20 protein-coding genes are annotated in these 23,238 nt (G+C 73.2%); 9 read left to right on the forward strand and 11 right to left on the reverse strand.

All coding sequences use genetic code 11. The features are described 5' to 3' along the window. Positions 1 to 1,627, reverse strand: a 1,627-nt coding sequence (locus tag IEY93_RS20005; RefSeq protein WP_189164618.1) for an nSTAND1 domain-containing NTPase, incomplete at its 3' end; no start/stop codon positions are given. 22 nt (positions 1,628 to 1,649) lie between these two features. Beyond that, entirely contained in the window at positions 1,650 to 2,171 is a 522-nt protein-coding gene (locus IEY93_RS20010) for a hypothetical protein (RefSeq protein WP_189164619.1), read from the reverse strand. A gap of 189 nt (positions 2,172 to 2,360) precedes the next feature. Here IEY93_RS20010 and IEY93_RS20015 point away from each other — a divergent pair, with 189 nt between their 5' ends. Genes IEY93_RS20015 through IEY93_RS20025 form a run of 3 tightly spaced genes read left to right on the forward strand, consistent with a single transcriptional unit; the run spans position 2,361 to position 6,186 of the window. Further along, positions 2,361 to 3,134: a hypothetical protein gene (locus IEY93_RS20015; RefSeq protein WP_189164620.1), complete on the forward strand. Its 774-nt coding sequence runs from the start codon at positions 2,361 to 2,363 to the stop codon at positions 3,132 to 3,134. A gap of 52 nt (positions 3,135 to 3,186) precedes the next feature. After that, positions 3,187 to 4,041, forward strand: coding sequence for a hypothetical protein (locus IEY93_RS20020; RefSeq protein ID WP_189164621.1), 855 nt, complete (start codon positions 3,187 to 3,189; stop codon positions 4,039 to 4,041). A gap of 9 nt (positions 4,042 to 4,050) precedes the next feature. Further along, positions 4,051 to 6,186, forward strand: a complete 2,136-nt coding sequence (locus IEY93_RS20025) for a hypothetical protein (RefSeq protein WP_189164622.1) — start codon at positions 4,051 to 4,053, stop codon at positions 6,184 to 6,186. Here IEY93_RS20025 and IEY93_RS20030 read toward each other — a convergent pair. The 4 genes from IEY93_RS20030 to fxsA are packed head-to-tail and all read right to left on the reverse strand — an operon-like array spanning position 6,071 to position 11,978. Continuing rightward, the gene (locus tag IEY93_RS20030) at positions 6,071 to 7,192 is read right to left on the reverse strand and encodes a cation:proton antiporter (protein WP_189164623.1); all 1,122 of its coding nucleotides are present in this window, start codon (positions 7,190 to 7,192) and stop codon (positions 6,071 to 6,073) included. The genes IEY93_RS20025 and IEY93_RS20030 overlap by 116 nt on opposite strands. A gap of 34 nt (positions 7,193 to 7,226) precedes the next feature. Beyond that, positions 7,227 to 8,150 (reverse strand): hypothetical protein, encoded by a 924-nt coding sequence (locus IEY93_RS20035; RefSeq protein WP_189164624.1) that lies wholly within the window; start codon positions 8,148 to 8,150, stop codon positions 7,227 to 7,229. Positions 8,151 to 8,165: 15 nt separating this feature from the next. After that, positions 8,166 to 11,726, reverse strand: coding sequence for an FxSxx-COOH system tetratricopeptide repeat protein (gene fxsT, locus IEY93_RS20040; RefSeq protein ID WP_189164625.1), 3,561 nt, complete (start codon positions 11,724 to 11,726; stop codon positions 8,166 to 8,168). Between the two features lie 51 nt (positions 11,727 to 11,777). Continuing rightward, positions 11,778 to 11,978 (reverse strand): FxSxx-COOH cyclophane-containing RiPP peptide, encoded by a 201-nt coding sequence (gene fxsA, locus IEY93_RS20045; protein ID WP_189164626.1) that lies wholly within the window; start codon positions 11,976 to 11,978, stop codon positions 11,778 to 11,780. 75 nt (positions 11,979 to 12,053) lie between these two features. Between fxsA and IEY93_RS20050 the strand changes: the two genes are divergently transcribed. Genes IEY93_RS20050 through IEY93_RS20060 form a run of 3 tightly spaced genes read left to right on the forward strand, consistent with a single transcriptional unit; the run spans position 12,054 to position 15,120 of the window. After that, positions 12,054 to 13,178 carry an FxsB family cyclophane-forming radical SAM/SPASM peptide maturase gene (locus IEY93_RS20050; protein ID WP_189164627.1) on the forward strand — a complete coding sequence of 375 codons (1,125 nt, stop codon included), beginning with the start codon at positions 12,054 to 12,056 and terminating at the stop codon, positions 13,176 to 13,178. Then, positions 13,175 to 14,551: an aKG-HExxH-type peptide beta-hydroxylase gene (locus IEY93_RS20055; protein WP_189164628.1), complete on the forward strand. Its 1,377-nt coding sequence runs from the start codon at positions 13,175 to 13,177 to the stop codon at positions 14,549 to 14,551. The genes IEY93_RS20050 and IEY93_RS20055 overlap by 4 nt, the downstream gene beginning before the upstream one ends. 56 nt (positions 14,552 to 14,607) lie before the next feature. Further along, on the forward strand, positions 14,608 to 15,120 hold the full coding sequence (locus tag IEY93_RS20060; protein ID WP_189164629.1) for a DinB family protein: 513 nt from the start codon (positions 14,608 to 14,610) through the stop codon (positions 15,118 to 15,120). Between the two features lie 94 nt (positions 15,121 to 15,214). On the opposite strand, the gene IEY93_RS20065 is transcribed toward IEY93_RS20060, so the two are convergent. Continuing rightward, positions 15,215 to 19,813, reverse strand: coding sequence for a carboxypeptidase regulatory-like domain-containing protein (locus IEY93_RS20065; protein WP_189164630.1), 4,599 nt, complete (start codon positions 19,811 to 19,813; stop codon positions 15,215 to 15,217). A 344-nt stretch (positions 19,814 to 20,157) separates the two neighbouring features. On the opposite strand from IEY93_RS20065, the gene IEY93_RS20070 reads away from it, so the two are divergent. Next, on the forward strand, positions 20,158 to 20,760 hold the full coding sequence (locus IEY93_RS20070; protein ID WP_189164631.1) for a winged helix-turn-helix domain-containing protein: 603 nt from the start codon (positions 20,158 to 20,160) through the stop codon (positions 20,758 to 20,760). A gap of 9 nt (positions 20,761 to 20,769) precedes the next feature. Here IEY93_RS20070 and IEY93_RS20075 read toward each other — a convergent pair whose 3' ends face one another. Genes IEY93_RS20075 through rpmG form a run of 3 tightly spaced genes read right to left on the reverse strand, consistent with a single transcriptional unit; the run spans position 20,770 to position 21,476 of the window. Continuing rightward, the gene (locus tag IEY93_RS20075) at positions 20,770 to 21,009 is read right to left on the reverse strand and encodes a hypothetical protein (RefSeq protein WP_189164632.1); all 240 of its coding nucleotides are present in this window, start codon (positions 21,007 to 21,009) and stop codon (positions 20,770 to 20,772) included. Positions 21,010 to 21,060: 51 nt separating this feature from the next. Beyond that, entirely contained in the window at positions 21,061 to 21,306 is a 246-nt protein-coding gene (locus tag IEY93_RS20080) for a type B 50S ribosomal protein L31 (protein ID WP_189164746.1), read from the reverse strand. A gap of 5 nt (positions 21,307 to 21,311) precedes the next feature. Then, positions 21,312 to 21,476 (reverse strand): 50S ribosomal protein L33, encoded by a 165-nt coding sequence (gene rpmG, locus IEY93_RS20085; RefSeq protein WP_189164633.1) that lies wholly within the window; start codon positions 21,474 to 21,476, stop codon positions 21,312 to 21,314. Between the two features lie 271 nt (positions 21,477 to 21,747). On the opposite strand from rpmG, the gene IEY93_RS20090 reads away from it, so the two are divergent. Both IEY93_RS20090 and IEY93_RS20095 read left to right on the forward strand, forming a co-directional pair. Then, positions 21,748 to 22,161, forward strand: coding sequence for a ribonuclease domain-containing protein (locus IEY93_RS20090; protein ID WP_189164634.1), 414 nt, complete (start codon positions 21,748 to 21,750; stop codon positions 22,159 to 22,161). Between the two features lie 7 nt (positions 22,162 to 22,168). Beyond that, a complete protein-coding gene (locus IEY93_RS20095) occupies positions 22,169 to 22,552 on the forward strand; it encodes a barstar family protein (RefSeq protein WP_189164635.1) in 384 nt (127 codons plus the stop codon). Positions 22,553 to 22,570: 18 nt separating this feature from the next. On the opposite strand, the gene IEY93_RS20100 is transcribed toward IEY93_RS20095, so the two are convergent. After that, on the reverse strand, positions 22,571 to 23,089 hold the full coding sequence (locus IEY93_RS20100) for a hypothetical protein (protein WP_189164636.1): 519 nt from the start codon (positions 23,087 to 23,089) through the stop codon (positions 22,571 to 22,573). Positions 23,090 to 23,238: the final 149 nt, after the last annotated feature.

Raw genomic sequence — 23,238 nt, forward strand, 5'->3', positions numbered from 1 at the left:
CGGTTTCCAGCAGGCTGCCGGTGTACAGGTAGGACGGGTCGCGGGTGGGGGCCCATTCGGCGGCGGCGGCGCGCAGGCGGGTATGGAGCAGGCGGTCGGCGTGGGTTTGGGCCAGCCATTCCTCTCTCAGCAGCGGCCAGGCGCGCAGCAGTACCTCGTGGCTGATCTCCACGGTGTCGGCGGCCAGGGTGAGCAGGCGTTCGGCGGCGAAGGCCTCCAGCACCGCCGCCACCTCGGCCACGTGCGCGGGGGGTCGGCCGTCGGTCAGCGCGGCACGGGGGACGCGGTCGGCGGTGTCGGTGCCGTCGCTGCCGGTGGTGGTCAGGCGGAGGAAGATCTGTCGGGTGAGGTCCTGTTGGGCGGGGGTGAGCCCGTCGTAGACGCGTTGCGCGCTGTCGGCCACCGCGCCTTCGATGCCGCCGGTGCGCTCGTAGTCGGCCAAGGTCAGCAGCCGGCCGGTACGGTGGCGCCAGGCCTGGTCCAGCGCGTGGGACAGCAGCGGCAACGTCCCGGCGCCGCCGCCCGCCGCGGTGGAGGGCGGGCCGGGAGATGCGGGCCGGCGGGTGCGGATCTCCCGCAGCAGGGTCTGGGCCAGGTCGTCCTCCACCTGGGAGCCGGCCTGCCGGGCCGGTTCGGTGATGGCCAGGCGCAGTTGCCGCTCGGTCATGGCGGTCAGCAGATAACGGTCCTGGACCGCCTGGGCCAGGAGCGGGTAGTCGGCGCAGCGGGCCTCGAAGTCGGCCCGTACCACCAGCACCACCAGCGCCGCCGGTGTCCGGTCCGGGCCGTGCCCGACGGTGGCGGCGGCGTGCAGGGCGGTGATGAACGCGGCGCGCCGGCCGTCATCGGCGCACTGGGTGAACAACTGCTCGAACTGGTCGATGAGCAGGACCAGCCGCCGCTGCCTGTCCGCTTCTGGGGTTGCCGGTTCTGGTGCCGGCGGGTGTGCCGCTGAGAGGGTTGGTGCCGGAAGGCCGGGTGCGGCGCCGGCGTGCAGGGCGGCCTGGCGGGCGGTCAGGGCGAACCCGGCCGGATCCTGGGCCAGGGCGTGCCGGACCGCGCCGGCGTCGGTCCCGGCCAGGCCCGCGATCCGGACCGCCAGTTCTTCCAGCGGGGTTCGGGTCGGGGTGAACAGCAGGCAGGGCCAGTGGGCCGCGTGCGACGCGCCGTCCAGGCCGCTCCCGCGCAGCCGGGGCAGGATCCCGGCGCGGAGCACGGAGGACTTGCCCGCGCCGGACACCCCGGAGACCATCAGCAGGCCGCCGGCCGCCGCCTGGCGGGACAGGCGGGTCATGAGCTCGCCGGTGACCTGCTCGCGGCCGAAGAAGTAGGCCGCGTCGCGTTCCTGGAAGGCGTTCAGTCCGCGGTAGGGGGAGTCGACCGCGCCGCCCACGTCCGCCAGCGGCGGCACGCCCGCCGAGTCGCTCCAGGTCAACCGGCCGTAGTTGTAGACGATCTGGGTGTTGCCCTCGCCGATCTGCACCCCGGTCGCGGTACGCGCGTCGACCACATATCGCGGGCCGTCCCCGGCCGGCGCCTCGGCCGGCTCGGCACCCGGCTCGGCGGGTGACGTTGCGGACGGCCCGGGGGGAGGTGCCGGCGGGTCGAAAGCGGGCTGCGGGTCCATCGGAGGCATCGTGTCTGCGAGGTCAGGCGGGATGGTTGGGCGAGGGGAAGACGTTGTGCTGGGTGAGGTGCTCGCCGACTTGGACGCCCTGGGCATGCCCCAGGTCCACCACGTACTTGCCGGTGCCGGTGGGCGGCTCGTCGGTGTCACCGGGCCGCGGGGCGCGGGCGTCGGGCACGTCGGCGGGTGCGAGGGCCGGTCGCCGGCCTTCGGCCGCCACCCGCAGGGCCTGCCGCCCGGCTGCCGCCGTCCCGGGTGGGGCAATGCCGGCCGGGATGCGGTCGGCGCGGGTCTGCGCGCGCAACGCCACCACCGCGACCACGAGCCCGGCCGTGCCCAGCAGCATGCCGGTGAACAGGCCGGCCACGCCGGCCCGTTGGTTCAAAATGGCCAGCATTTCCGGGGACAGGCGCAGCGGTTCGGCGAAGAACCACAGCAGCGCCGCCAGCAGAGAGGCCGAGAGCACCAGGAGCGCGATGATCGCCATGCCGCGCCACAGTCGCGAACCCGTCGCTCGTCCCGCCTCGGGCGTCGTCTTCGACATGCTTCCAGAGTGCTCCCGCGCCGGCGTGAGTGGCGCCGAAAGGAGCAAAGTGTTACCCGCTGATCGGGACCGTCGTTCGCGGGGCGACCCCTCGCACCGGCGTCCGGCGCGGGGACGGCGGCCGTTGGGTCACGAGATCGCAGCGTTTCCCCGGCGACTCCAAGGTGCGGCTATGGTGAATTCAGAGGTTTGACCGAGGGCGGTGGCATGCGAGGCGGCTCGGCCGGTGGATTAGCCGGCGTGGTGCTGTCGGTTTTATTGGCGGCACCCGCATGGGCCGCCGACATTCCCGACATCGAGGACGAGCAGCTTGTTTACTGCCTTTCCTCGTCACACCGCGACAACCTCGCGTCCGCGGCGGCCGCGCTCGATCCGCGGCTGACCGCCATCGGCGACCGGCTGGCGCCGCAGAAGAGCGGCACGCTCTCCCTGGAGCAATGGCGCGCCGGCGACCCGGCGGCGTTCGCCAAGGCGTGCAGGGCGCTGACCGCCGCCGTGCCCGCCCTGAAGCAGGAGGACCCGCCCAACCCGCTGTGGAACGCCCTGTCCGTGGTGTTCACCACGCTCTCCGGCGGGCTGATCGCGCTCGTGGCCGCGGAGTGGCGCACCGCCGCCAACGCGGGGGTCGAGCGCGCCGTACGGCTCGGCGACCTCGCCGATGACTTCTTCTCCGCGGCGGGCGACTACGCCGAGGCGCGGTCGGCGGGACGGCCGCCGTCCGCGCAGGCGTTCGACACCGCCCACACCGCGCTGGTCCGCGAACTGGACCGGGTGCGCAGGCACCGCCCGCAGTGGCCCAAGGTCGCGGCGGCCCGCCGGACCGTCCAGGAACGACTGTCCCGGCAGGAGGCCGACCAGGGCGCCGAGCACGTCCGGGAGCCGCTGGAGGCGCTGCGGAACGACCTGTCGTGGATCGACGGGGCGCTGCGCCGTCCCTGGATCCCGTTCAGAAAGGGGGGGTGAGGTGTCCGAGGGACCGCTGCGGCTGGAGGGGCCCTCCACCGGTCCGCTGAGCATGTTCGACCAGTGGGAGGACCACTTCGAGCTGTTCGCGTTCATCGACGGCATGCACCGGGCTTATGAGCGGTTCGCCGAGTTCGCCGATCCCGCCCGCCTGGTGGCCATGGGTCACCTGGTCCTGGTGGGCGGGCCGCCGGGGGTGGGAAAGAGCTCGTTCATCGCCCGTTGTGCCCGGCTGCTCGTCCGGGAAATCGGGATGGCACGCCCGATGATCTTCGACTTCGGACAGGCCGCCGGATATCGCGAAAGCGCAGATTTCGGGGATATGTCGAAGAAGTTGCTCCGGGGCATGGTCGACGTCCTGGAGAGCGCGGACTGGATCCACCTGGAGGAACTCGAAACGCTCCGGGGTCTGGTGGGCGACCCGGAAACCGCGCACCATAGGTTCAGCATCATGCTGAAGGAGGCCGATGCGGTGGCCGTGGTCATCCTGCCGCAGCAGATCCCGCTCGAGTGGGTGCGGCGCTTCCACGAGCTGGCCCGCCCTCGCATGATCTTCTTCGCCGAGTGCGGTCCGGTGGACCCGGACGAGGAGAACCGCCGGTTCGGCGTGATCCCGCTGCGCCGTACGACGGTCCTGGGGCTGACCGCGATGCGGGACCGGCCGCGGGACGTCCAGGAAATACTGAAAAAGCGGGTCAAGGGAATGTCCGCGCCGGAAATGAAACTGGTCGCGGAAGGGGTGGTGGTCCCTTTCGATGCCGTGGCGGAGGCGGTCATAGAATTGGAGCACCTCTTCACGTCGTGCGGCGAGGGCGAGATAACCCCGGAAAAGCTGGCGCCGTACACCAGGGAAAGCGTCGATCGGCTGCTGGCCAGGCTGGCCAGGACGAGAAGGTCGGATGGATAAGGATCCGTTATGGAGAGCAGCGGGCCGGAAGTCCCCGTCACCTACACACTGAGGCTGGGTGACGAGGCCGATCCCACCGCGGTGACGGTGGTCACCCCGGCCTTCCGGCGTGCCTTCGACTTCGTCGACGCCTATCTGGCCACCGGGGAGGGCGAGGTCGGCGAGTCGGGCCGTGCCCTGGCGATCATCGGCGGGCTCGGGACCGGCAAGTCCCATCTGGCCAGGTCGGTCATCGACCGCATCAGAAAACGCCAGGAGGACGCCATCGTCCTGCGCCTGGACACCCCGCACACCGGTTTCGGATTCCTGTTCCGCAACGTCCTCATCGAGCAGTTCGGCAAGGACCGCCTGCACGACCTGGTGATCGACTACTACGCCCAGGTGACCGCCGCCAAGCTGCCCACCGGCGAGGGAGAGGACCACCTGTCCGCGTCGATCAGGGCGGGCCTGCTCGCGGGCACCGTCGACCCGCGCAAGGTGATCGAGCACTACCACCTGGCCCAGGCCACCCTCGTCGGCGAGCTGCGCCGCAGGCTCAGCCACCTGCCCGAGCACGCGCCGTACGCCACCGCACTGGCCCTCATGGTGATGGACGACCTGGTCGACCCGGTGTGGGAGTGGCTGAGCGGTGGCCCGCCCGGGCAGGAGCTGCGCGACCGCGGTGTCACCCACCAGCTCGCCACCCCGGCCGACGCGTACAACACCCTCGCCGTGCTGGCCTTCCTCGCCGGGCGCATGGACCGCCGCCTGGTGCTGGTGATCGACGAGTTCGAGAAGCTGCTCGGCGCCCCCGGCCCCTGGGAGCAGGCCGCGCTGAACTCCTTCGACGAGCTGGTGCAGGTGTTCATCGAGACCCGCAGCCTGCCGGTGTTCTGCGGCATGACCGACAGCCTCGCCAAGCTGCCCCCCGGGCTGCTGCAACGCACCCGGGTGCTCACCCCGACGCCGTTCGGCGCCACCGAGATGGCCGAGCTGCTCGGCAAACGGGGCCGCGAGGTGAGCGCCTCGCTCGCGGGCGGCCTGGTCGAGATGTCCGACGGCAACCCGCGCGAGGCGCTGTCGCTGTACCGCAGGTCCGAGGCCATCGTCGCCGGGCGCGGCGGCGGTGGCAGCGTCACCACCGCCGTGCTGCGCGAGGCCGTACGCCAGCGCTCCCAGGTGCCCGCCGAGCAGGTCACCGGCGCCGTGCGCACGCTGCTGGAGGAGAGCGGCCTGGACTTCCGCTCCTCGATCGTCCTCACCGGCGGCGCCGACCCGGTCGACTTCTGGATCCCCTACGGCGACGGCAGCGCCGCCATCGCCGTGCTGGTCACCCGGTCGCTGCTGCGCAAGGGCGAGGAGGTCTACCTGCGGGCCCAGGTCGACGCCGCGCGGGAGGCCGCCGTGCCATGCGAGGTGATCGTCGTGGTGAACGGCCATCTCACGGCGCGGATGCGCGCCGAGGTGTCCGGGCTGACCGGCCGGCAGCCGCTGGTCTTCGACCTCCCCGGCTTCGGCACGGCGTTCCGGAGCGCCGTCGACGCCGCCGTCCGGCGGCTGGCCGCCGCGGCCGACGAGGGGGCGCTGGACGGCCTGCGCCGGCAGATGGACCGGCTGAGCCGCCAGCAGACCGCGACACAGAACATGATGGACAACCTGCTGGAGTCGGTCGCCGGGCTCAAGACGTCCGCGCCGGGGACGGGCCGCCCCGCGCCGCCGCTGCCGGCCCGCATCGCCGCCCAGTTCGACGACGCCGCCGCGGACACCGACCCGTCGGGCGACCTCGGGGGCATCCTGACCGAGCTGTTCGACGATCCCGGCAACACCGAGGTCAGTGTGCGGGCCAGGCGGCGGCTCTCCTCCCGCGAGCTGGTGGAGGCCGCGGGCACGGTCTGGTTGCAGCGGCAGCTCCTGGACGCCTTCCGCGAGCGCCTGTCGGCGTTCCTCGGCGGGGCCGGCCCCGGCCCGCTCACCTCCGCCCAGGAGGAGGAGCTGCTCGCCATGTGCCGGACGTTCGAGGTGAGCGTGCAGGCGTTGCCGCCCGCCCCGATCAGCGCTCCGGTGTGGCGGGATCCGCGGTCGTCTGCTCGTCCGGCACGCGGGCGAGCACTCGACGAGCTAGGGCGGCGCGTGCTGAGCGAGGTGCGGACGGGGACGCGAGGATGAGCAGCCGGTCCCACGCGGCGTTGGCCGAAAGGTGCAGCACGTTCACCACCAGGACGGCCGGGGCGATCACCGCCACGGCCGCGGGGTAGAGCGGCACCAGGGTCAGCGCGAGCAGGATGGCCGTGATGCCGTTCTGCTGGCCGAGGGCGAGGCCGACGCGCTCGGCCGGGGCCAGCCCGCGGGTGATCAGCAGGCCGCCGACGACGATCTGCGCGCCGAACGCGCTCAGGCCGAGCACCAGCGCCCTGCCCGGCTCCACCCCGCCTGCCAGCAGCGCGCCGGTGGCGAACACCGCCAGGTAGAACGCCACGGTGACCGAGCGGTCGAGCAGCGCGCCGAGCCGCGGCCGGAAGAACAGGCCCACCAGCGCGACGCCCAGCACCAGGAAGAAGGCGGTGGCGACGGCCAGCAGCGCCACCAGTGCCGCGACCGCGACGGCCGTCGGCAGGCGGATGCGCCGCAGCGGCAGCCAGACCAGGAACACCACGGCCGCGAACCCCAGGTTGAGCGCGAGGTTGCCCAGGTAGCCGCCGAGGTCGGCGGACGCGCCGCCCAGCACGAGCGCGGAGAGGTACACCGTCAGCAGCGCCGTCACCGGGTCGTCGAACGACGCCCACGCCAGCAGCAGCGACCTGGCCCGCTCGGACATCCGGGCCTGCGACATCAGCGCGGACACCGACAGCGGATCGATCTGCGCGACGGCCAGCCCGAGCGGCAGCGCCGCCGGTTCGCGGTAGACCAGGAACATCACCGCGGCGATGAGCGCGGTCTTCAGCAGGACGCCCACCGTGACGGCCAGCACGACGGTGCGCACATGGCCCGCGACCGTTTCCACCGCGATGCCGTGCGCGCTGCCGTACAGGCCGAGCGCCAGCAGCGCGGTGACCGCGTACAGGTAGGCGGGGTGGCCGCTCACGTCGCCGAGGCCGGCGGCGGCCACCGCCCACCCGGCGAGCGCGACCGCCGCCCCCATGACCAGCCGTCTCACCCCTGGTGAGCGCACCATCTGGGCTCCTTCCCCCGTGCCCGTCCGGCCCGTGTCAGCCGGTGAGAACGCCGGCGATCTCCGGTACGGCGGGACGCAGCCGTTGCTCGGCGGCGAAGACCTCGGGCTGGAACACGGTCACCCCCATGACGAACCCCTGCTGCCGGAGCAGGGGGTAGACGAAGATGGCGCCGGACACCACGTCCAGGACCAGCCTGACCAGCGGCCGCTCGGAGTACAGGCGCAGCGCGTAGGCCAGCGCCGGCAGGTCGGACCGCATGCGCACGGCGAGGTCCATGTACCGCTTGCGCGCGCCCTCGGCGCCGAGCGCGCCGCCGAACCACGGCGCGAGGGCGTCGGCGTCGCAGACGTCGGCGGCGAAGGCGAAGCGCCACTGGTGGTGCAGGGCCAGGTAGTGCAGGTCGTTGACGTCCACCACGCGCTCGCCGAGCCGGGTCAGCGCGGTGGCGAGCTCGGCGTCCAGGCCCTCGGCGCACTCGGTGCGCACGGTCGCGGGCGGCAGCGGGTCGCCCTTCCTCGGGCCGCGCCGGCCGCCGGGCATCAGGTCGGGCTGCAGGTAGATCTCCCGCCGGATCCGGGTGATGAGCCGGCCCACCGCGTGGTCCATCTCCTCCACCGCGCCCGCGTCACGGGTGGAGCCGACCAGATAGTCCTCCTCGAACACGTGGCCGCAGTGCACGGCGCCGTCCTCGGTCTGCACGAACGTGCGGGTCAGCTCCCCGGTGCCGAGCTCGCGCAGCGGATCGCCGAACCGGATCGACTCGGTCACGAGCTGCCGGAACGCGCGCTCCTGCCGCCGCCGCTCTTCCTCGGGGAGCCGGGTGAGGGTGAACACGTGGAAGCCGCGGTCGTAGTAGGCGAGCAGCTCGATCTCGGGCCGGTGGCCGAGCGCCTCCTGGCACAGCTCGATCACCTTGGCATGCCCGGGGTGGGCGAAGGGGGAACGCGCCATCTCCATGCCATCTGCTCCGCTTCAGTTGCCCAAGATCTCGATCTCGAAGTCGTGCCGCGCGTCCGCGGTGCCCCGCGGGCTGCCGGCCTGCCGGTGACGGGTGTTGGCGAGGTTGTCCGCCGCCGCCCGCACCCGGGGGTGGTCGGGGCCGAACAGCCTGCTCAGATAGTCGTGCGTGTCGAAATCGAGGGCAAGCGCCCGGTCGGGGTCGGTCTCGGTGAGCTGGGTGGCCAGCGTCCCGGCCGCGGCGAGCGTGTAGGGGTGTCGCACGCCGAGCCGCGACCGCAGTGCCTGGTAGGCGTCCTCGGCGAGCGCGCGCGCCTCGGCGGCGTTGCTCGCCCGCAGGTAGGCCGCGAGGTTGACCTGCGCGGCGTAGGCGTACGGGTGGCCGGTGGCCAGGGCGGCGAGCGCGGCGTGCGCCGCGCGGCCGTGCTCCGCGGCGCCTTCGTGGCCGCCCTTCGCGTGCAGGCCGGCCGCGAGGCCGGCATGGCACAGCGCGGTGTACAGGTCGGCGGGGCCGACCAGGACGCGCAGCTCCTCCAGCGTCTCGCGGTCTCTGGCCAGCGCGTCGAAGGGACGCCCGAGCATGCGCTCGCAGGCCGCCAGGCCCATCTCCAGCCGCAGCACCAGCAGGCCGCGCCGCCCGCCCTTGGCGTGCCGCCGCATCAGCACGCCGACGCCCCTGCGCTGCAGCTCGTACGCGCGCTCGTACTCGCCGAGATCGCGGAGCAGGACGCCCGCGGTCAGCGCGGCCCGCCACGCGTCGAGGTCCTCTTCGCCGTGCAGCCGGACGCGGTCGTCGAAGCAGCGCATGATGAGGTCGGCGGCCAGGTGCGGCCTGCCGTTGAGCGAGGCGGACAGCGCGAGGTTGTTCAGCGTCCTGTTCGACCATTCGTGGTCGGAGCCGAGCAGCGCGGTCATGCCGGCGCAGGCCAGCGAGTCCCAGTGGTAGGCCTCGTCGAACTCGCCGGCCACCCGCAGGTCGGCCGCGTGCGCCTGGGCGGCGATGTAGCGCAGCGGGTGCCGCTCACCGGCGGCGCTGAGCCGCCGCAGCGCCGTCTGGGTGAGCTCGAACGCGGCGGTGCGGTCGCCGAGGGCGCGTTCGACGTTGGCGAGCTGGACCTGGAGGTTGCCGACCGGCCCGGAGGCGCCGCCCTCGGTGGAACTCCAGGCGGCGAGCGCCGTGCGGCCGATCGCCCTGGCCCGCAGCCAGGCGCTCCGGTCGCCCTGCAGGTACAGGTAGCGGACCTGGTTGACGACCCACCGCCGGACCATGTCGTCGTCGCTCGCGAGCGCGCCGGACGGCTCCAGATGGTCGCCGAGCTCGGCGAAGGCGCCGGCGCCCGGCCCCTCGGTGTCGATCGGCGCGTACAGCGCCAGCAGCCGCAGCGCCTGCCGCCTGCGCTCTTCGACGGCCCGCGGGGACATGCGGGCGCGGATCAGGGCGCCGATGACGCGGTGCAGCCGCAGCACGCCCTGCGGGCCGTGCTCCAGCCGGGCCAGCGCGTGGTCGTGCACGAGGCGGACCAGCATGTCCACCGCCAGCTCGTCGCCGTACTCCCGCATGAGGCCCGCGGCGTACGCGCGCGAAGGGGTCGACCTGATCAGTGCGAGCGGCACGCCGTGCGGCGAGGCGAACGAGCACGTCTCCAGCAGCCACTCGGCGCGGGTCATCCCCGAATGGCCGCGCAGCAGATCGAGCATCAGCTCCACCATGACCGCGTGCGGGGAAGGCTGCCCGCCCGCGGCGAGCATGTCCCGCTCGGTCCTGCGGTAGGCCGACAGGAAACGCTTGACGGTCGCGTCACGCAGCGTTTCCAGCGTACGCCGGGGCCGGCGCCCGCTCGCCAGCTCGCGGTCGAGCCAGGTGCGCGCCATGCGCAGGGCCAGCGGCAGATGACCGGCGGTCGTCGCGATGGTCTGGACGTCGCTCTCGTCGAGCCGCACCCGGCCGCCGGTCAGCAGCGCCATCGCGTCGCGCGGATCGAGCGGACCGGCCGCCACGTGGCCGTCGAAGGCGTCGCCCCACCCCTCGGCGGTGCGCGAGGTGACGATCACGTGGCCGAAGCGCCCCTGCGGGATCAGTCCCGCGAGGACGGCGGGGTCGTCGGCGTCGTCGAGGACCACCAGCCACCGCCCGGCCTCCGGGGTGGCCAGGTGGGCCAGCAGCGCCGTCACCGCGTCGTCGCGGACGTACAGCTCCAGGTCGTGCGCCATCTGCCGCAGGCCGTCGCGCACGCTGAAGATGTCGCCGGCCGGGATCCAGTGCACGGTGTCGTAGGCGCCGCCGAACCGGTGGGCGAACTCCAGCGCCAGCTCGCTCTTGCCGCTCGCCTCGGCCCCGGTCACCAGGCACCGGCCCGGGCCCTCCCAGCGCGGGCCGAGCATGCGCCGCATGCGCGTCAGCGTCTCCTCCCGCCCGGCGAACATCTCGTCGCGCGCCGGCAGCCGAGCCTTCCCCGGCCGTCCCGGGTAGCGCGCCGCGCCCGGCCCGCCGCCGCCGGGGACCAGCGTGCCGCCGACACCGAGCCGCGACTGCAACTCGGCGACGGCCGCGGCCTCGTCCAGCCCGTACAGGTCGAGCTCGGGCCCGGCCGGGCGCCCCGGCTCGGGCCGGTCGTCGTCCACCCGCACCCGGATCAGCCCGCGGCCGAACCCGGCGGGCCGGTCGCCGGCCACCGGCTCCGGCTCGGGCATGGCGGCCGGGGGGCCGGTGAACAGCACGGCCGCGCGGCCGTCGCCCGAACGCAGGCCGACCGGCGTGCCCTCCAGGTAGCCGGCCAGCGGCCAGGACTCCACCCGCAGGCCCCAGCGCTGCGCCTGCGCGGCGATCCACTCGGCCCACACCTCGTACCCGGGGGAGTGGACCACCGACACCGACGCCAGGGCCGTCACCGCGCCGCCGGTGAGCACCTCGGCGAGCCGCTCGTACCCGGCCCGCTGGCCGCTGCCGCCGGGCGGTTCGGTGACCGCGGCCAGGTCGTCGGTGTAGTAGTAGTCGGTGACGTAGGGGATCTCCACCTCGGGCGGGGTGGTGAACCTGCCGCGGGCCAGCCTGCGCGCGGTCTCCAGCGCCGCACCGCCCGAAAGGTCGACCCGGGTGGGCAGCGGCACGACGCGCGGGCTCTCCCGCTCGACGGCCGCGGCGGCCACCGACGCCTCCTCGATGCCGTACGGGCTGAGCTGGAAGCACAGGACCACCTGGTCGCAGGCCTTCACCAGGGCGGAGGGGACGGGACTCGTACGCAGGTTGACCAGCACGTGGTCGAAGGGAGCGGCGCGCAGCGCGCCCGCGCCGACCGGGCCCTGCGCGAGCAGCGCGTGGTGCAGCCTGCGGTGGGCGGCGTGGACGGGCACCTCCCGGGAGCGCCAGTCGCGCGGCGAGGCGGTCAGCGGGTCGCGGGAGCCCGGTGGCAGGAAACGGCCGAGGTAGCGGCGCAGGGCCGGGGCGTCGGGATCCTCGTCGAGGATCAGCACGCGCTTTCCCGCGTCGGCCAGCACGACGGCGGTGTTGCAAAGCGCTATGGTGCGTCCGACTCCGGGGCGGGCGGAGAAGAATGCGATCACTGAGGCTTCGGTCATCATCTCCACCGTAGGGGCGGGAGAACGCGTTTTAGTGATACTAACGCCGGGTCAAGCACCCGGCAGGCTGGAGTTGTGGCCGAGGAAATAGGTGTCGCCGGAGCCGTCGAGCCCCGACAGCAGGCGGCGCAGCGCGTGGACCAGCGCGGTTTCCGGCAGGCGCATGACCTCCGCCAGGTCCAGGTCCGAAAGGTCGGCCAGATCGGAGCGGAGGACGTCCTCGTCCCCTCCCGGGTCAGCGGTCAACGCCACGTCACCTCCATAAAAGCGACTATTAGTCTATTATGCTGGAAAGGTTCCCTGGGGCATTGCAGGACGGGGCGGTTATTGCTATTCGCGGCGCCGGAAAGCTTTCGCACGTTCGTTCTCAAGGTGCACGCCAGGTGTGATCTGGCCTGCGACTACTGCTACGTCTACCAGGCGGCCGACCAGAGCTGGCGCACCCGTCCGCCGATGATGACGGCCGAGGTGGCGAGCCTGGCCGCCGCCCGCATCGCCGAGCACGCCGCCGCGCACGGCCTGGCCGCCGTGGACGTCGTCCTGCACGGCGGCGAGCCGCTGCTGTGCGGGCCACGCCACCTGCGGCGGCTGGCGGACGTCCTCACCGAGCCGCCGGTACGGGTCAGGCTGGCCGTGCAGACCAACGGCGTCCGCCTCGACGAGGAGTACCTCGACCTGTTCGACGAAATCGGCGCCACCGTCGCGGTCAGCCTCGACGGGGACGCGCGGCACCATGATGCGCACCGCCGCACCCGCGCCGGACGCGGCAGCCACGCCCGGGTGACCGCCGCCGTACGCGCCCTGTCCGCGCGCGAGGGCCGCTTCGGCGGGCTGCTGGCCACCGTGGACCCGCACGCCGACCCGGTGCGCGTCTACGAGGAACTGATCTCCTACCGCCCGCCGGTCATCGACTTCCTGCTCCCGCACGGCACCTGGAGCACCCCGCCGCCCGGCCGCGTCGAGGCGGAGGCCGCCACGCCGTACGCCGACTGGCTCATCGCCGCCTTCGACCGCTGGTACGGCGCCCCCGTCCGGGAGACCTCGGTCCGGCTGTTCGACGCGATCATCCACCTGCTGCTCGGCGGGCGCGCCGGCACCGAGGGCGTCGGCCCCGTGCCCGCGCCGGTCGTGATCGTGGAGAGCGACGGGTCCATCGAGCAGACCGACGCGCTGAAGGCCGCCTACGACGGCGCGGCGGCCACCGGGGCGCACGTGGCGACCCACTCCTTCGACGAGGTCCTGCGCCTGCCCGGCCTCGCCGCCACCCGCCCGCCGTGCGACCGGTGCCGGCGCTGCCCGGTCTTCCGGGTGTGCGGCGGCGGCCACCCCGCGCACCGCTACCGGCGCGGCACCGGGTTCGCCAACCCCAGCGTCTACTGCCCCGACCTGCTGCGGCTCATCACCCACATCGACGGCCGGGTCGCCGACGACCTGGCGCGGCTGCGCGCGTGACCGCCCGGTTCTCGCTGTCGCGCGCGGCCTTCACCGGGCTCGCCGCCGGTGCCGCCGACCCGGCCGTCCTGCGCCGCCTGGCCGACGCCGAACACAGCAAGAACATCCTGCTGCTGCGGGCCGTGGTCGCCCGCGCCACCGTGCTCGGGCACGAGGGGGCGCGGGCGGCGGCCGAGGGCATCGGGCTGCTCGCCGCGCTGCAGCGGTCCGCGCCGGCCGTGGTGCGGCAGGTGGCCGGCTATCCGCTGGTCGGCACCTGGGCCACCGCCACCCTGCTCGCCCTCGGCCGCGGCGCCGACGCCCTGCCGGGGCGGCCCGCCGCGCTCGCCGCCGCGGCGGCCCTGCTCGCGGGCGCCGACCTCGCCGTGACCTTCCCCGCCGAGGCCGGCGCCGCCGCCCTGCCCGGAGTGGGGCGCGCGCTGTTGCCCGGGCTGCGGGCCGGCGAGCCGGTCACCCTGCACGGCGGGGCGGCCCCGTACCTCACTGTGGGCGGCACGCGGGTGCCGCTGCCCCGCCGGCCGCGTACCGACGCCGGCCCCTGGCAGGCCGTCCGCCCGATCGGCACTCCGCCGGACGGCACCGACGCCCACCCGGCCGCCGCCGCGTGCCAGGCGAGCGAGGGCCGCCCGGCCGTCGGAGCCCGCCCACCGGGCCGGGTCCGTCCGGAGCCCGCGGACGCGGTGTGGCCGGCCCTCCTGGTGGACGACGTGGACGCCTGGCGGTTCTCCGAGGACATCGCGCCGCTGGACCGGCTCACCCCGGCGGCCCTGACCGACTGGGCCGCCCTCATCACCGGCGCCCGCGCGCTGCTCGCCGGGCACCACGGCGCCGTCGCCCGGTCACTGGCCGCCATCACCAAGGTCGTGGTGCCGCTGTCCCCGCCCGCGCGCGGCACCCGCAGCGCCACCTCGCGCACCGCCTACGGTGGCATCGCCCTGTCGCGGCCCGCCGACACCAGGTCGGCGGCCGTGACGCTCGCCCACGAGGTGCAGCACGCCAAGCTCGCGGCGCTGATGGATCTGTTCGACCTGGTGCGCCCGGGCACGGGCAGGACCTTCCACGCGGCCTGGCGCGACGACCCGCGCCCGGCCGCCGCGCTGCTGCAGGGGGCGTACGCGCACATGGGCGTGGCCGGGTTCTGGCGCGTCCAAGGGCGGCGCCACCCGGAGGACGACCTGGCGCACGACGAGTTCGCCCGCTGGCGGGACGCGGCGGCCGAGGCGGCCGCCGAGCTGCTCGGCAGCGGCACGCTGACCGAGGCGGGCGCCGTCTTCACCCGGGCCATGCTCGGCACCCTGCGCGCCTGGCAGGACGAACACCTCCCGGCCCGGACCGCCGCCCACGGCCGCCCTTCCCGCCGGCCCCCGGACTAGCGATCGCGGCCATGGGCCGAAGCGGCGCCCCCGGAGGGGGCGGTAACGTCGTGTCCATGACCTCGCCCCGCCCACGCCCCCCTCTGGTCGCCGACGAGCGCACGCAGCTCGTCGGCTGGCTGGACCTCCAGCGCGCCATCGTGCAGATGAAGTGCGAAGGGCTGTCGGATGAGGACGCCCACCGTGCGCTGCTGCCCACCTCGCCGCTGATGACGATGGCCGGCATCGTCTCGCATCTGCGCTGGGTGGAGCGCTCCTGGTTCGAGGTCCTCTTCCTCGGCCGGCCCCCGGAAGGGCCGCAGTTCGACAAGGACGACGAGGACGCCGACATGCGGGTCGAGGGCGTCCCGCTGGCCCGGCTGCTGGACGACTACACCCGCCAGTGCGCGATCTCCAACGAGATCGTCGCGGCGCACTCCCTGGACGAGACCGGCCGATACCCCGACCATCCCTCCGCGGGCGCGAGCCTGCGCTGGATGCTCATCCACATGGTGGAGGAGACCGGCCGGCACGCCGGGCACATGGACATCATCCGCGAGCTGCTCGACGGGGAGAAGGGTTACTACTGACGCCGAACCCGGTCCGCGGCTCATCGGCCCCACCCCGGGCATGGGCCGGGCCCGCGCCGGAAGGCGGCGCGGGCCCGGTGGGGGAGGGACGTGGTCAGCAGGCGTCGGGGCGGAGGATGAAGTCGTTCGTCACCGTCTTCCCCGGCTTGATGGAGACGCGTTTCGTCTGCGGGACCCAGCCGTCCCGCGCCACGATCATCTGAACCGGATTGGCGCGCTCCGGCCCCCAGATCGCGTACCGCCCGCTCGTGTCGGCCTTGAGGGTGTAGGTCCACCCTCGCGAGCCGTCGACCTGGACGGTCGCCCCGCGCAGCGGCGCCGACGCGTTCTGGCAGTCGCGCCCGGTGATGAGGCCGGTCAGCTTGCCCCAGTCCTTCGGGGGCTTGACCGACATCGTCACGCCGATCGGCGGCACCGCGTACGGCGTGTCGGACCGGACGCCGAACTGGCTGGTGTAGGTGCCGGGCTGCTCCACGCCCGCCGCCGTCCGGCCGTCCAGCTTGATGCTGATCGTCGCGCTCTTGCCGGGCGCCAGGGTGACCTTAGCCGGTGTCGCCGACAGCCACGGAACGTCCGTGGCGGTGGCGCACTGGTCGAAGCCGGGCAGCAGCTCGCTCTCCGGGGTCGGGGTGAACCCGCCGGTCGAACCGCCGACCTTCATGAACCCGCACGCCGCCGCGGCGCGGTAGCGGGCGAAGTTCGCGTTCGGCAGCGTGGTCCACGCGTCGGCCGCCGGGTCGTACGCCCAGCCCTGGTTGGTCACCAGGGCGGAGTTGTTGATGACCCCGGTGGACAGCAGCAGCAGGCCGTTCGCGGTGTCGGCGCCCGTGCCCCAGAAGTCGACCGGGAGGTCGGCCCGCGGCGTCCAGGCGTTGGTGGCCGGGCTGTAGGCGTAGGTGCTCTTCAGCGTGGTCGTGCCGTTGCCGCCGGCGCAGTACACGGTGCCGTTGATGCCGCCACAGCCCTGCCAGGCGACCGGCACCGGGTAGGAGGCGACGGCGGCGAACACGTCGGTGGCCGGGTTGTACCGCACGACCAGCTCCGACTTGGCGCAGGCGCCGGTGGAGCAGCCGCCCACCAGGTAGATCTGGCCGTTCACCACCGCCACGCCGGCCGCCGCCCGCGGCTGCGGGTTGACCGCGGCCCTGGTCGTCCAGGCGCCGGTCACCGGGTCGTAGGCGTACACCTTGGCCGACGGGTTGCCGGCGGAGTCCCAGCCGCCGAAGACGTACAGGATGCCGCCGACGAAGGTCGCCTGGGGCTTCTCCAGCGCGGCCGGCATGTCGGCGAGCCTGGTCCACACGTTGGTCGGCGGGTCGAACACGTAGGCGGTCGCCAGGTTCGCCGTCGCCGACGCGCCGCCGACCACGTACACCTGGCCCTCGTACGCCGCCGCCGCGCTGTCCATCGCCGCGGTGGGATAGCTCGCCGTCGTGATCCACGGCGGCGCGTACGGTGACGGCTCGAACGGGACGCCCGGCTTGTTCTCACCGCGCCAGGCCACCGACGCGCCGCCGCCCTTCACGGCGTTGTTCTGCAGCGGGGCGCCGCGCGGCCCGAGGATCTCGAACGCGCCGCGGCGCTCGGTCAGCTCGACCGTCGCGGGCGCGGTGCCGGTGTTCTTGAGCGTCGTCTTCACCGTCTTGGTCTCGCCCATGGTCAGCGTGTCGGCGACGGTGGCGGGGGTGATGGTGAGCCGGCCGGCCTTGAGGTCGAAGTTCGCCCTCGTCGCCCCGTCGGCGGCCACGCTGACGGTGGAGGTGACCGGGCCGTAACCGGGCTTGGCGCCGGTGAACGCCCGGGCGCCGGTCAGCGTGGAGAACATCCAGTAGAAGCCGTCGCCGAGTGCGTCGTCGTCCGGGGTCGCCGCCGTGGTGGCCTTCTCCTCCGGCCTGCCGTCGCTGGTCACCGTGGCGCCGTTGAGGCCGGCGCGGGTGTTGCCGTCCAGCACCTGGCCGACGAGCAGGCCGCCGGGGATCGGGTCGCACGACCGGTTGACCAGCGAGACGTTGTCCAGCTCCCACCACCAGGCGTAGTTGGCCTTGTAGTGGAACCGGACGCGGACGTCGGTCCTGCCGCCGGCCCCGGTCAGCGGGATCTCCTCGACGACCGGGCCGCGCCGGCTCGCCGTGGTCCAGGTGGTCAGGACGGTCCAGGTGGCGCCCGCGTCCAGGCTCAGCTCGACGCCGGCGGACCCGTTGAGCGCCCGGTAGTCGCTGTTGAACCGCAGCACCGGCCCCGGCACGGCCGACAGGTCCAGCGCAGGGAGGAGCAGTTCGGTGTCCATGCTGGTGCCCGACCCGGGCGCGTCGCTGTCGGCGATCGCGTAGCCGCCGGTGCCGCCGGTCAGGTTGCCGCGGTTCTTGGCGTCGGTGAACGCCCAGCCGCCGTGCACGGTGTGGTTCTCCACGCTCCAGCCCTCGGGCGCGGCACCGGAGTCGAACGGCTCGGTGAACAGCGGGGTTCCATAGGAGTAGCGGTAGCCGGTGGCGGTGCAGGTGTTCTCCACCGCGAGGCCGATGTCCTTCACCAGGTCGGTGCCGCCGACCTCGATCTGCTCGGCCGCCTGCCGGTAGGCGGGGTACATCGCCTTCACCGTCAGGCCGTACTGCCCGGCCGGCAGGTCGAGGCTGTAGGCGCCGGTCGCGGGGTCGGTGAACACCGGCCCGCCGGGCCTGCCCATGACGTCGATGCGCGCGTACAGCGGCCAGCCGTGCCCGGAGACGTCCTTCACCACGCCGGAGACCTTGTGCCGCGGAACGGCGGTCAGGGTGAAGTTCGCGGTGACCGAACCGCCGTCCGGCACCGTGACGGTCGTGCTCTTGGCCGCGTAGCCGAAGGCGGTGACGGTGATCTCGTGTTCGCCTTCCGGCAGGGTCAGCTTGTAGGTGCCGTCGGCCCCGGTGGTGGTGCCGGTCGGACCGGCCTTGACCGACGCGCCGGCGATGGCCGTGCCCGTGCTGGAGGTGACCTTGCCGGTCACGTCACCGTGCGGGCCCGCCGCGCAGTTGGGGAACTTCATCGCCCCGACGCGGGTCTGCCAGCCGGCCGAGCTGGTGGCGGCCATGTACTCGGTGGTGAACCAGAAGGTGCAGCCGTCCGCCGGGTCCACCGACATCGAGCTGTAGTCGCCCCAGCGGGAGGCGGTGTGGGTCTGCGCGCCGGTGCCGGCGACCAGGGTGCGCTCGCTCTGGTCGAGCCGGCCGAGCTCGTCGCCGGACAGCCGCCCGGCCACCCGGATGGAGGGGAAGGTCGTGGTGCCCGAGGCGGAGAAGCCGAAGGCGATGTTGCCGGTCACGTCCATCGCACCGCTGCCCATCCACCGGTGGTCGGCGTCCGGCGCGTACGTGCCCTGCTGGTGCAGCGTCCACGCGGCCGGGCCGGTGGCGCGCAGCTCGTACCAGCGCATGCCCGCGTGGTCGGTGCCGTCGGCGTCCACGGTGTGGTTGAGCACGATGGAGGCGTGGTCGCCGAAGTCACGGTAGGCGGCGCGGTACATCAGCCGGTCGGCGATCGCGTCGAGTTTCGCGGCCGTGCCCTGCTGCGGGACGCAGGCACGGGCGTAGTTGCACATGTTGGAGTCGAAGGGAGCGGTCTCGAAGAACCGGCTCGGGGCCAGGCCGTTGCCGAAGGTCGAGGCCGCCGGGTCGGTCCAGTCGACCTTGAAGTCCCACATCAGCAGCCGGTCGGTCGGGGAGATGCCCCAGGCGTCGTCGTCGACCATCGTGAACGGGTTCGGCGCGCCGGCCGGGGGCGCCGTGCCCTCGGCGTCGGCGGGAAGCAGGCCGCCGAAGTCGGGGCCGAGGTGGAAGTACACCATGCGGGCCGGCTGGCCGGCGAGCATCTTCTCCCGCTCGAACGCCACCGCGCCCGCGCCGGCGAACGACGGCGAGAACTCGTTGGCCGTCATGTAGTAGGCGTCCGGCCAGATGCCGAACTTCGGATAGTCGTTCATCCGGCTCTGGTGGTACAAGAAGTCGTACCGGTAGTAGGCGCCGGTCGGGTCGGGCGTCTGCGAGATGGCGATGCATTGGTGGTACCCCGCCGTGCCGCCCGGCACGGCGAACTGCGTGATCATCCAGCGGTCCGCGGCCTCGTCGTACAGCACCACCGGGTCGCCGTCGTTGGTGGTCTCGCACGGCCCGCCGAAGCCCGCGTACAGGGCGTTGCCGGGCAGCGGGCCGAGCAGCAGGGTGCCGCTCTTGTCGTAGATCGCGTAGGAGACGTTGACCGACTGCACATAGTGGTGGGGCCCGACGTCGCCGTTGGTGTCCGGGGGCAGCACGCCGTCGACGTTGCCGACGCCTTCGAAGCTCGCGGTGAACTCGGGCACCTGGGTGGCGGCGGCGTTGGTCTGCAGCACCTCGGCGCCGACCGGCGTCTTAGCTGCTTTGTCGGATTGATCGGACTTATCGGGTTTGCCGGTGGACGGCGCCTGGCGCGGGAGCTGCCGGGAGGGGTTCTCACCGGTCTTCGCCGTCAGACCCTTGGTCCTGCGGGGCGCCATGTCGCTCAGCTTGGCCGACAGGTCATGCCGGACGGCCTCCCGCACTTCGGGCCGCGTGCCGGTGGCCGCCGGCTCCGGGCCGGAGTCCTCCGCGGCGACCGCCGCCGGGCCGGCCGTCCGGCTCGACGCCTGCGCGGCGGCGGGCAGGCCGGCGAACAGCGTGCACAAGATCGCTAAGATCGCCACCAGCGGCGAAGATCGTCGGATTCGTCCTCGTGATGGGGTCAACGGGGGCCTCCTTGCCCCGGCCGGTAGGGATGGCCGACCGAGTGGAACACGCGGGATGGGTGACGGCTCTCCGGCGGCGGCTGAGGGCCCGGCGGCTCACCGGGAGTCAGGACGGGTCGGCTGTCCGGGGTGGTCGCAGCCCGCGATCATCCTCAGCGCACGGGGGCACCCGCTCAAGGTCAGAAGGCGGGCAATGGCGGGGCGAAATCGGATCGGCGCACAATGTGGCCGTCTTACTGTCGCCGGGTAACGGTTGAAAGCTTCATATTGACTGCACGGGAAGCCGTTGCTTTCCTTAGCGCATGAGCGATAGCCCGCGGGACGACTTCGATGAACAGCCGGTCATCATGTGCGTGACGTCCAGCCGCAGCAAGCGGGCACAACTGGCTCGATTGGTGAGCGGCAGCGGAACGCTGCTGATGTTCCCGGACATGAAATCGGTCCGGCGGGTGCTTTGCGGCGACGCGCAGACGGTGACCCCGGCACGGACCACCCCGGCGGTCCGGCTGGGCGCGCTGGTCGTCGACCACGACCGGCAGCAGGTGAGCTGGGCGGGCAAGGTGCTCCCGCTCACCCGCACCGAACGCGAGGTGCTGGCCACGCTGGCCACCCCGGGACTGCGGGTCTGGACCTACCAGGAGCTCTACGAGCAGGTCTGGGGCGCCGAATACCTGGACGACGTCGCCGCGGTGCGCTCCACGGTCAAGCGGTTGCGCGGCAAACTGCGCGAGGCCGGAGCCGCGATCAGACTGGAGTCGATGCGGGGCGTGGGCTTCTTCCTGGTCGAGACGTCCCCGGCCGGCGCGGTGTCCGGCGAGGTGGGCGACCCCGTCTGGGCGGAGTTCATCCGGGACGGCGGAGTGCGCCCGGCGGTCCCGGTCCAGCACCGCACCCTGGACGGCTGATCCGGGCAATCACCGCGCCGGAAAGGAGAAATGCCGGCGGTCGGCGGCCGGGCCCGCAAAAACGCGCGCCCCGGGACGCGACGCATATTGCCGCGCCGAAACGAAGAGCGCGCCGGCGGGCCGGCGCGCTAATGAGATCGCGGTAATGCGGTGGAAATCACGGCGCGCGGCGCCGCGGATGTTCTCCGTGCGGCGCACCGTATGCCCGCCGCCGTCGACCCCCGCTATCGGCTGTTCCGGCGCGGGCACCGCATCGTCCCCGGCCTTACCGGGGGGTGAGTGCCGCGCCGGACCAGAGGGTCAGGCCTTGCCGTAGCGCCGGTTGAAGCGCTCGACCCGGCCCGCGGTGTCGAGCACCCGGCCACGGCCGGTGTAGAAGGGGTGGCTCGCCGAGGAGACGTCGACGTCGACCACCGGGTAGGTCCTGCCGTCCTCCCACTCCACCGCCTTTTCACTGGTGGCGGTGGACCGGGTCAGCATCTGGAAGCCGGCGCTCGCGTCGCGGAACACGACGGGCCGGTAGGCGGGGTGGATGCCCTTCCTCATGAGGGTCATCGCTCCTCTCGGAACAGGACGTGCTTGCGCACGATCGGGTCGTACTTGGTGAGGGTCAGCCGGTCGGGCTGGGTGCGCCGGTTCTTGCGGGTCACGTAGGCATAACCGGTGCCCGCGGTCGACCTGAGCTTGATCACGGGACGGACGTCGTTCCTGGCCATCGCCGGCTCCCTTCGCTGTCGGAGACTGAGCGCGACAGTGGTGGTAACGGTTTTCATTGCCAGTACATTCCCGCCTGGAAGCCGGCTCCGGCGCCGGTCGCTACCGTCGCATGATCGAACTCTTGCCGCAGGGTGGTTCGGGGACGGTGTGGCGCGGTGGTGGACGGGGGAGGCGAAGAGTTAACCGGCGCTTAGCCGTCTTTCCATTGATTTGACTGGAATTGACGCTGATCATGACGATTGTTCGTCCGCGTACCCGCGAGGAGGCTTCGTGCACACCCTGCAACGCCCCCGACCGTCGTGGCCTGCCCGACTCACCGTCGTGCTCGCCGCCCTCGTCTCCCTGACCGGCCTGGTCGGCGTCACCCCCGCCACCGCCTCGGTCTACAGCACCTGCACCATCTCGCGATGCGCCGACGCGCGCACGGCGAGCTCGATCTGGGCCGGCAAGGGATACCCGACCTCGGCCGGGTGGTACTCCTGGCCGGACGGCAGGTACAACTACACCGGCGGGCGCTTCTACAACCGCGAGGGCCAGCTCCCCAGCGGGGCCACCTACTACGAGTACGACGTGTACTCCCGGGCGAAGGGCGCCGCCCGCGACGCCTACCGCATCGTCGTCAACCGCAGCAGCGGAGCGGTGTGGTTCTCGCCCAACCACTACACCGACTTCTACCGGCTCTAGGAGCTCCATGACCTCCGCCGCGCGTCCACTGCCGCACTGGCTGACCGTGTCCACCGGGCCGGCGCCCGCGGTCGTCGACGGGCGCGCGTGCCGGACCCGCGCCGCCTTCTTCGAGGAGGTGGCGCGGGCCCTGCGCCTTCCCGGCTACTTCGGCCGCAACTGGGACGCGCTCACCGACTCGCTGCGCGACGCCACCCGGGCCGGCCCCGTCGCGCTGGTGGTCCAGCACGCCGAGCACCTGCTCGACGCCGAGCCTCCCGGGCAACTCACCACCCTGCTCGACGTCCTTTCCGAGGCCGCCGCCGCCGGACTGACCGCGACCCTGAGCACCGACCCCGCCCACGAGCCCGCCCTCCGCGCGCGGGTCGCCGCCGCCCTCCCCCCGAGGTGATGCCCACCCGGCGGCCGCTCAGGCCGTGCGGACGCTCTCGGCGACGGTCAGCGGCTCGGCGGGGGCGAACCGGGTGGGGTCGAGGGTCACTGAGAGCGCGACGCCCGGCTCGGCCAGCCAGCACACCTGACCGGCGGACGCCAGCGCGGGACGCGCGCCGACCTGGGACTCCGTCCACGAGGACGGGTCGCGCCCGTGGTAGGCCGAAAGGAAGCCGCGCACCTCGCCGAGCGTCGTGAAGCGGCCCGCGCGCATGACCACGACCGTGAGATTGACCGCGTGCCCCTCGCCGGTCTCGCGTTCCCAGACCCTGGAGGCGAACCGGACGCCGTCCTCGGGCTCGTACGCGAAGTCGGACGTGGCCGGCCCCGCGCCGGGCGGGACGTACCCGATCACGAAACCGTCCAGCACGCCGCCTCCGCCGCTGTCTTCCAGCACGCCCGCGCCTCCCCGTGTGCCTTCGCCCGCCATGCTCCACGGCCCGCCGAGCGCCAGGGCGACCCCGGCCGCGGCGGACGCGAGCCGCAATGCCATCACCGGCCGATCGTGGCACACATCCCGATCCGGCATCCCCAGCCCGGAGGATCCTGTGGACGACTTCTCGGCCCTGGCCCGAAAAGCGGGGGCCGTCCACAGCCTTGCCACCGGAAATGGCGGCCCTGGTGCCAAGGCTCGACCGGAACACC

Source organism: Sphaerisporangium melleum, assembly GCF_014646695.1.
Taxonomy (GTDB): Bacteria; Actinomycetota; Actinomycetes; order Streptosporangiales; family Streptosporangiaceae; genus Sphaerisporangium; species Sphaerisporangium melleum.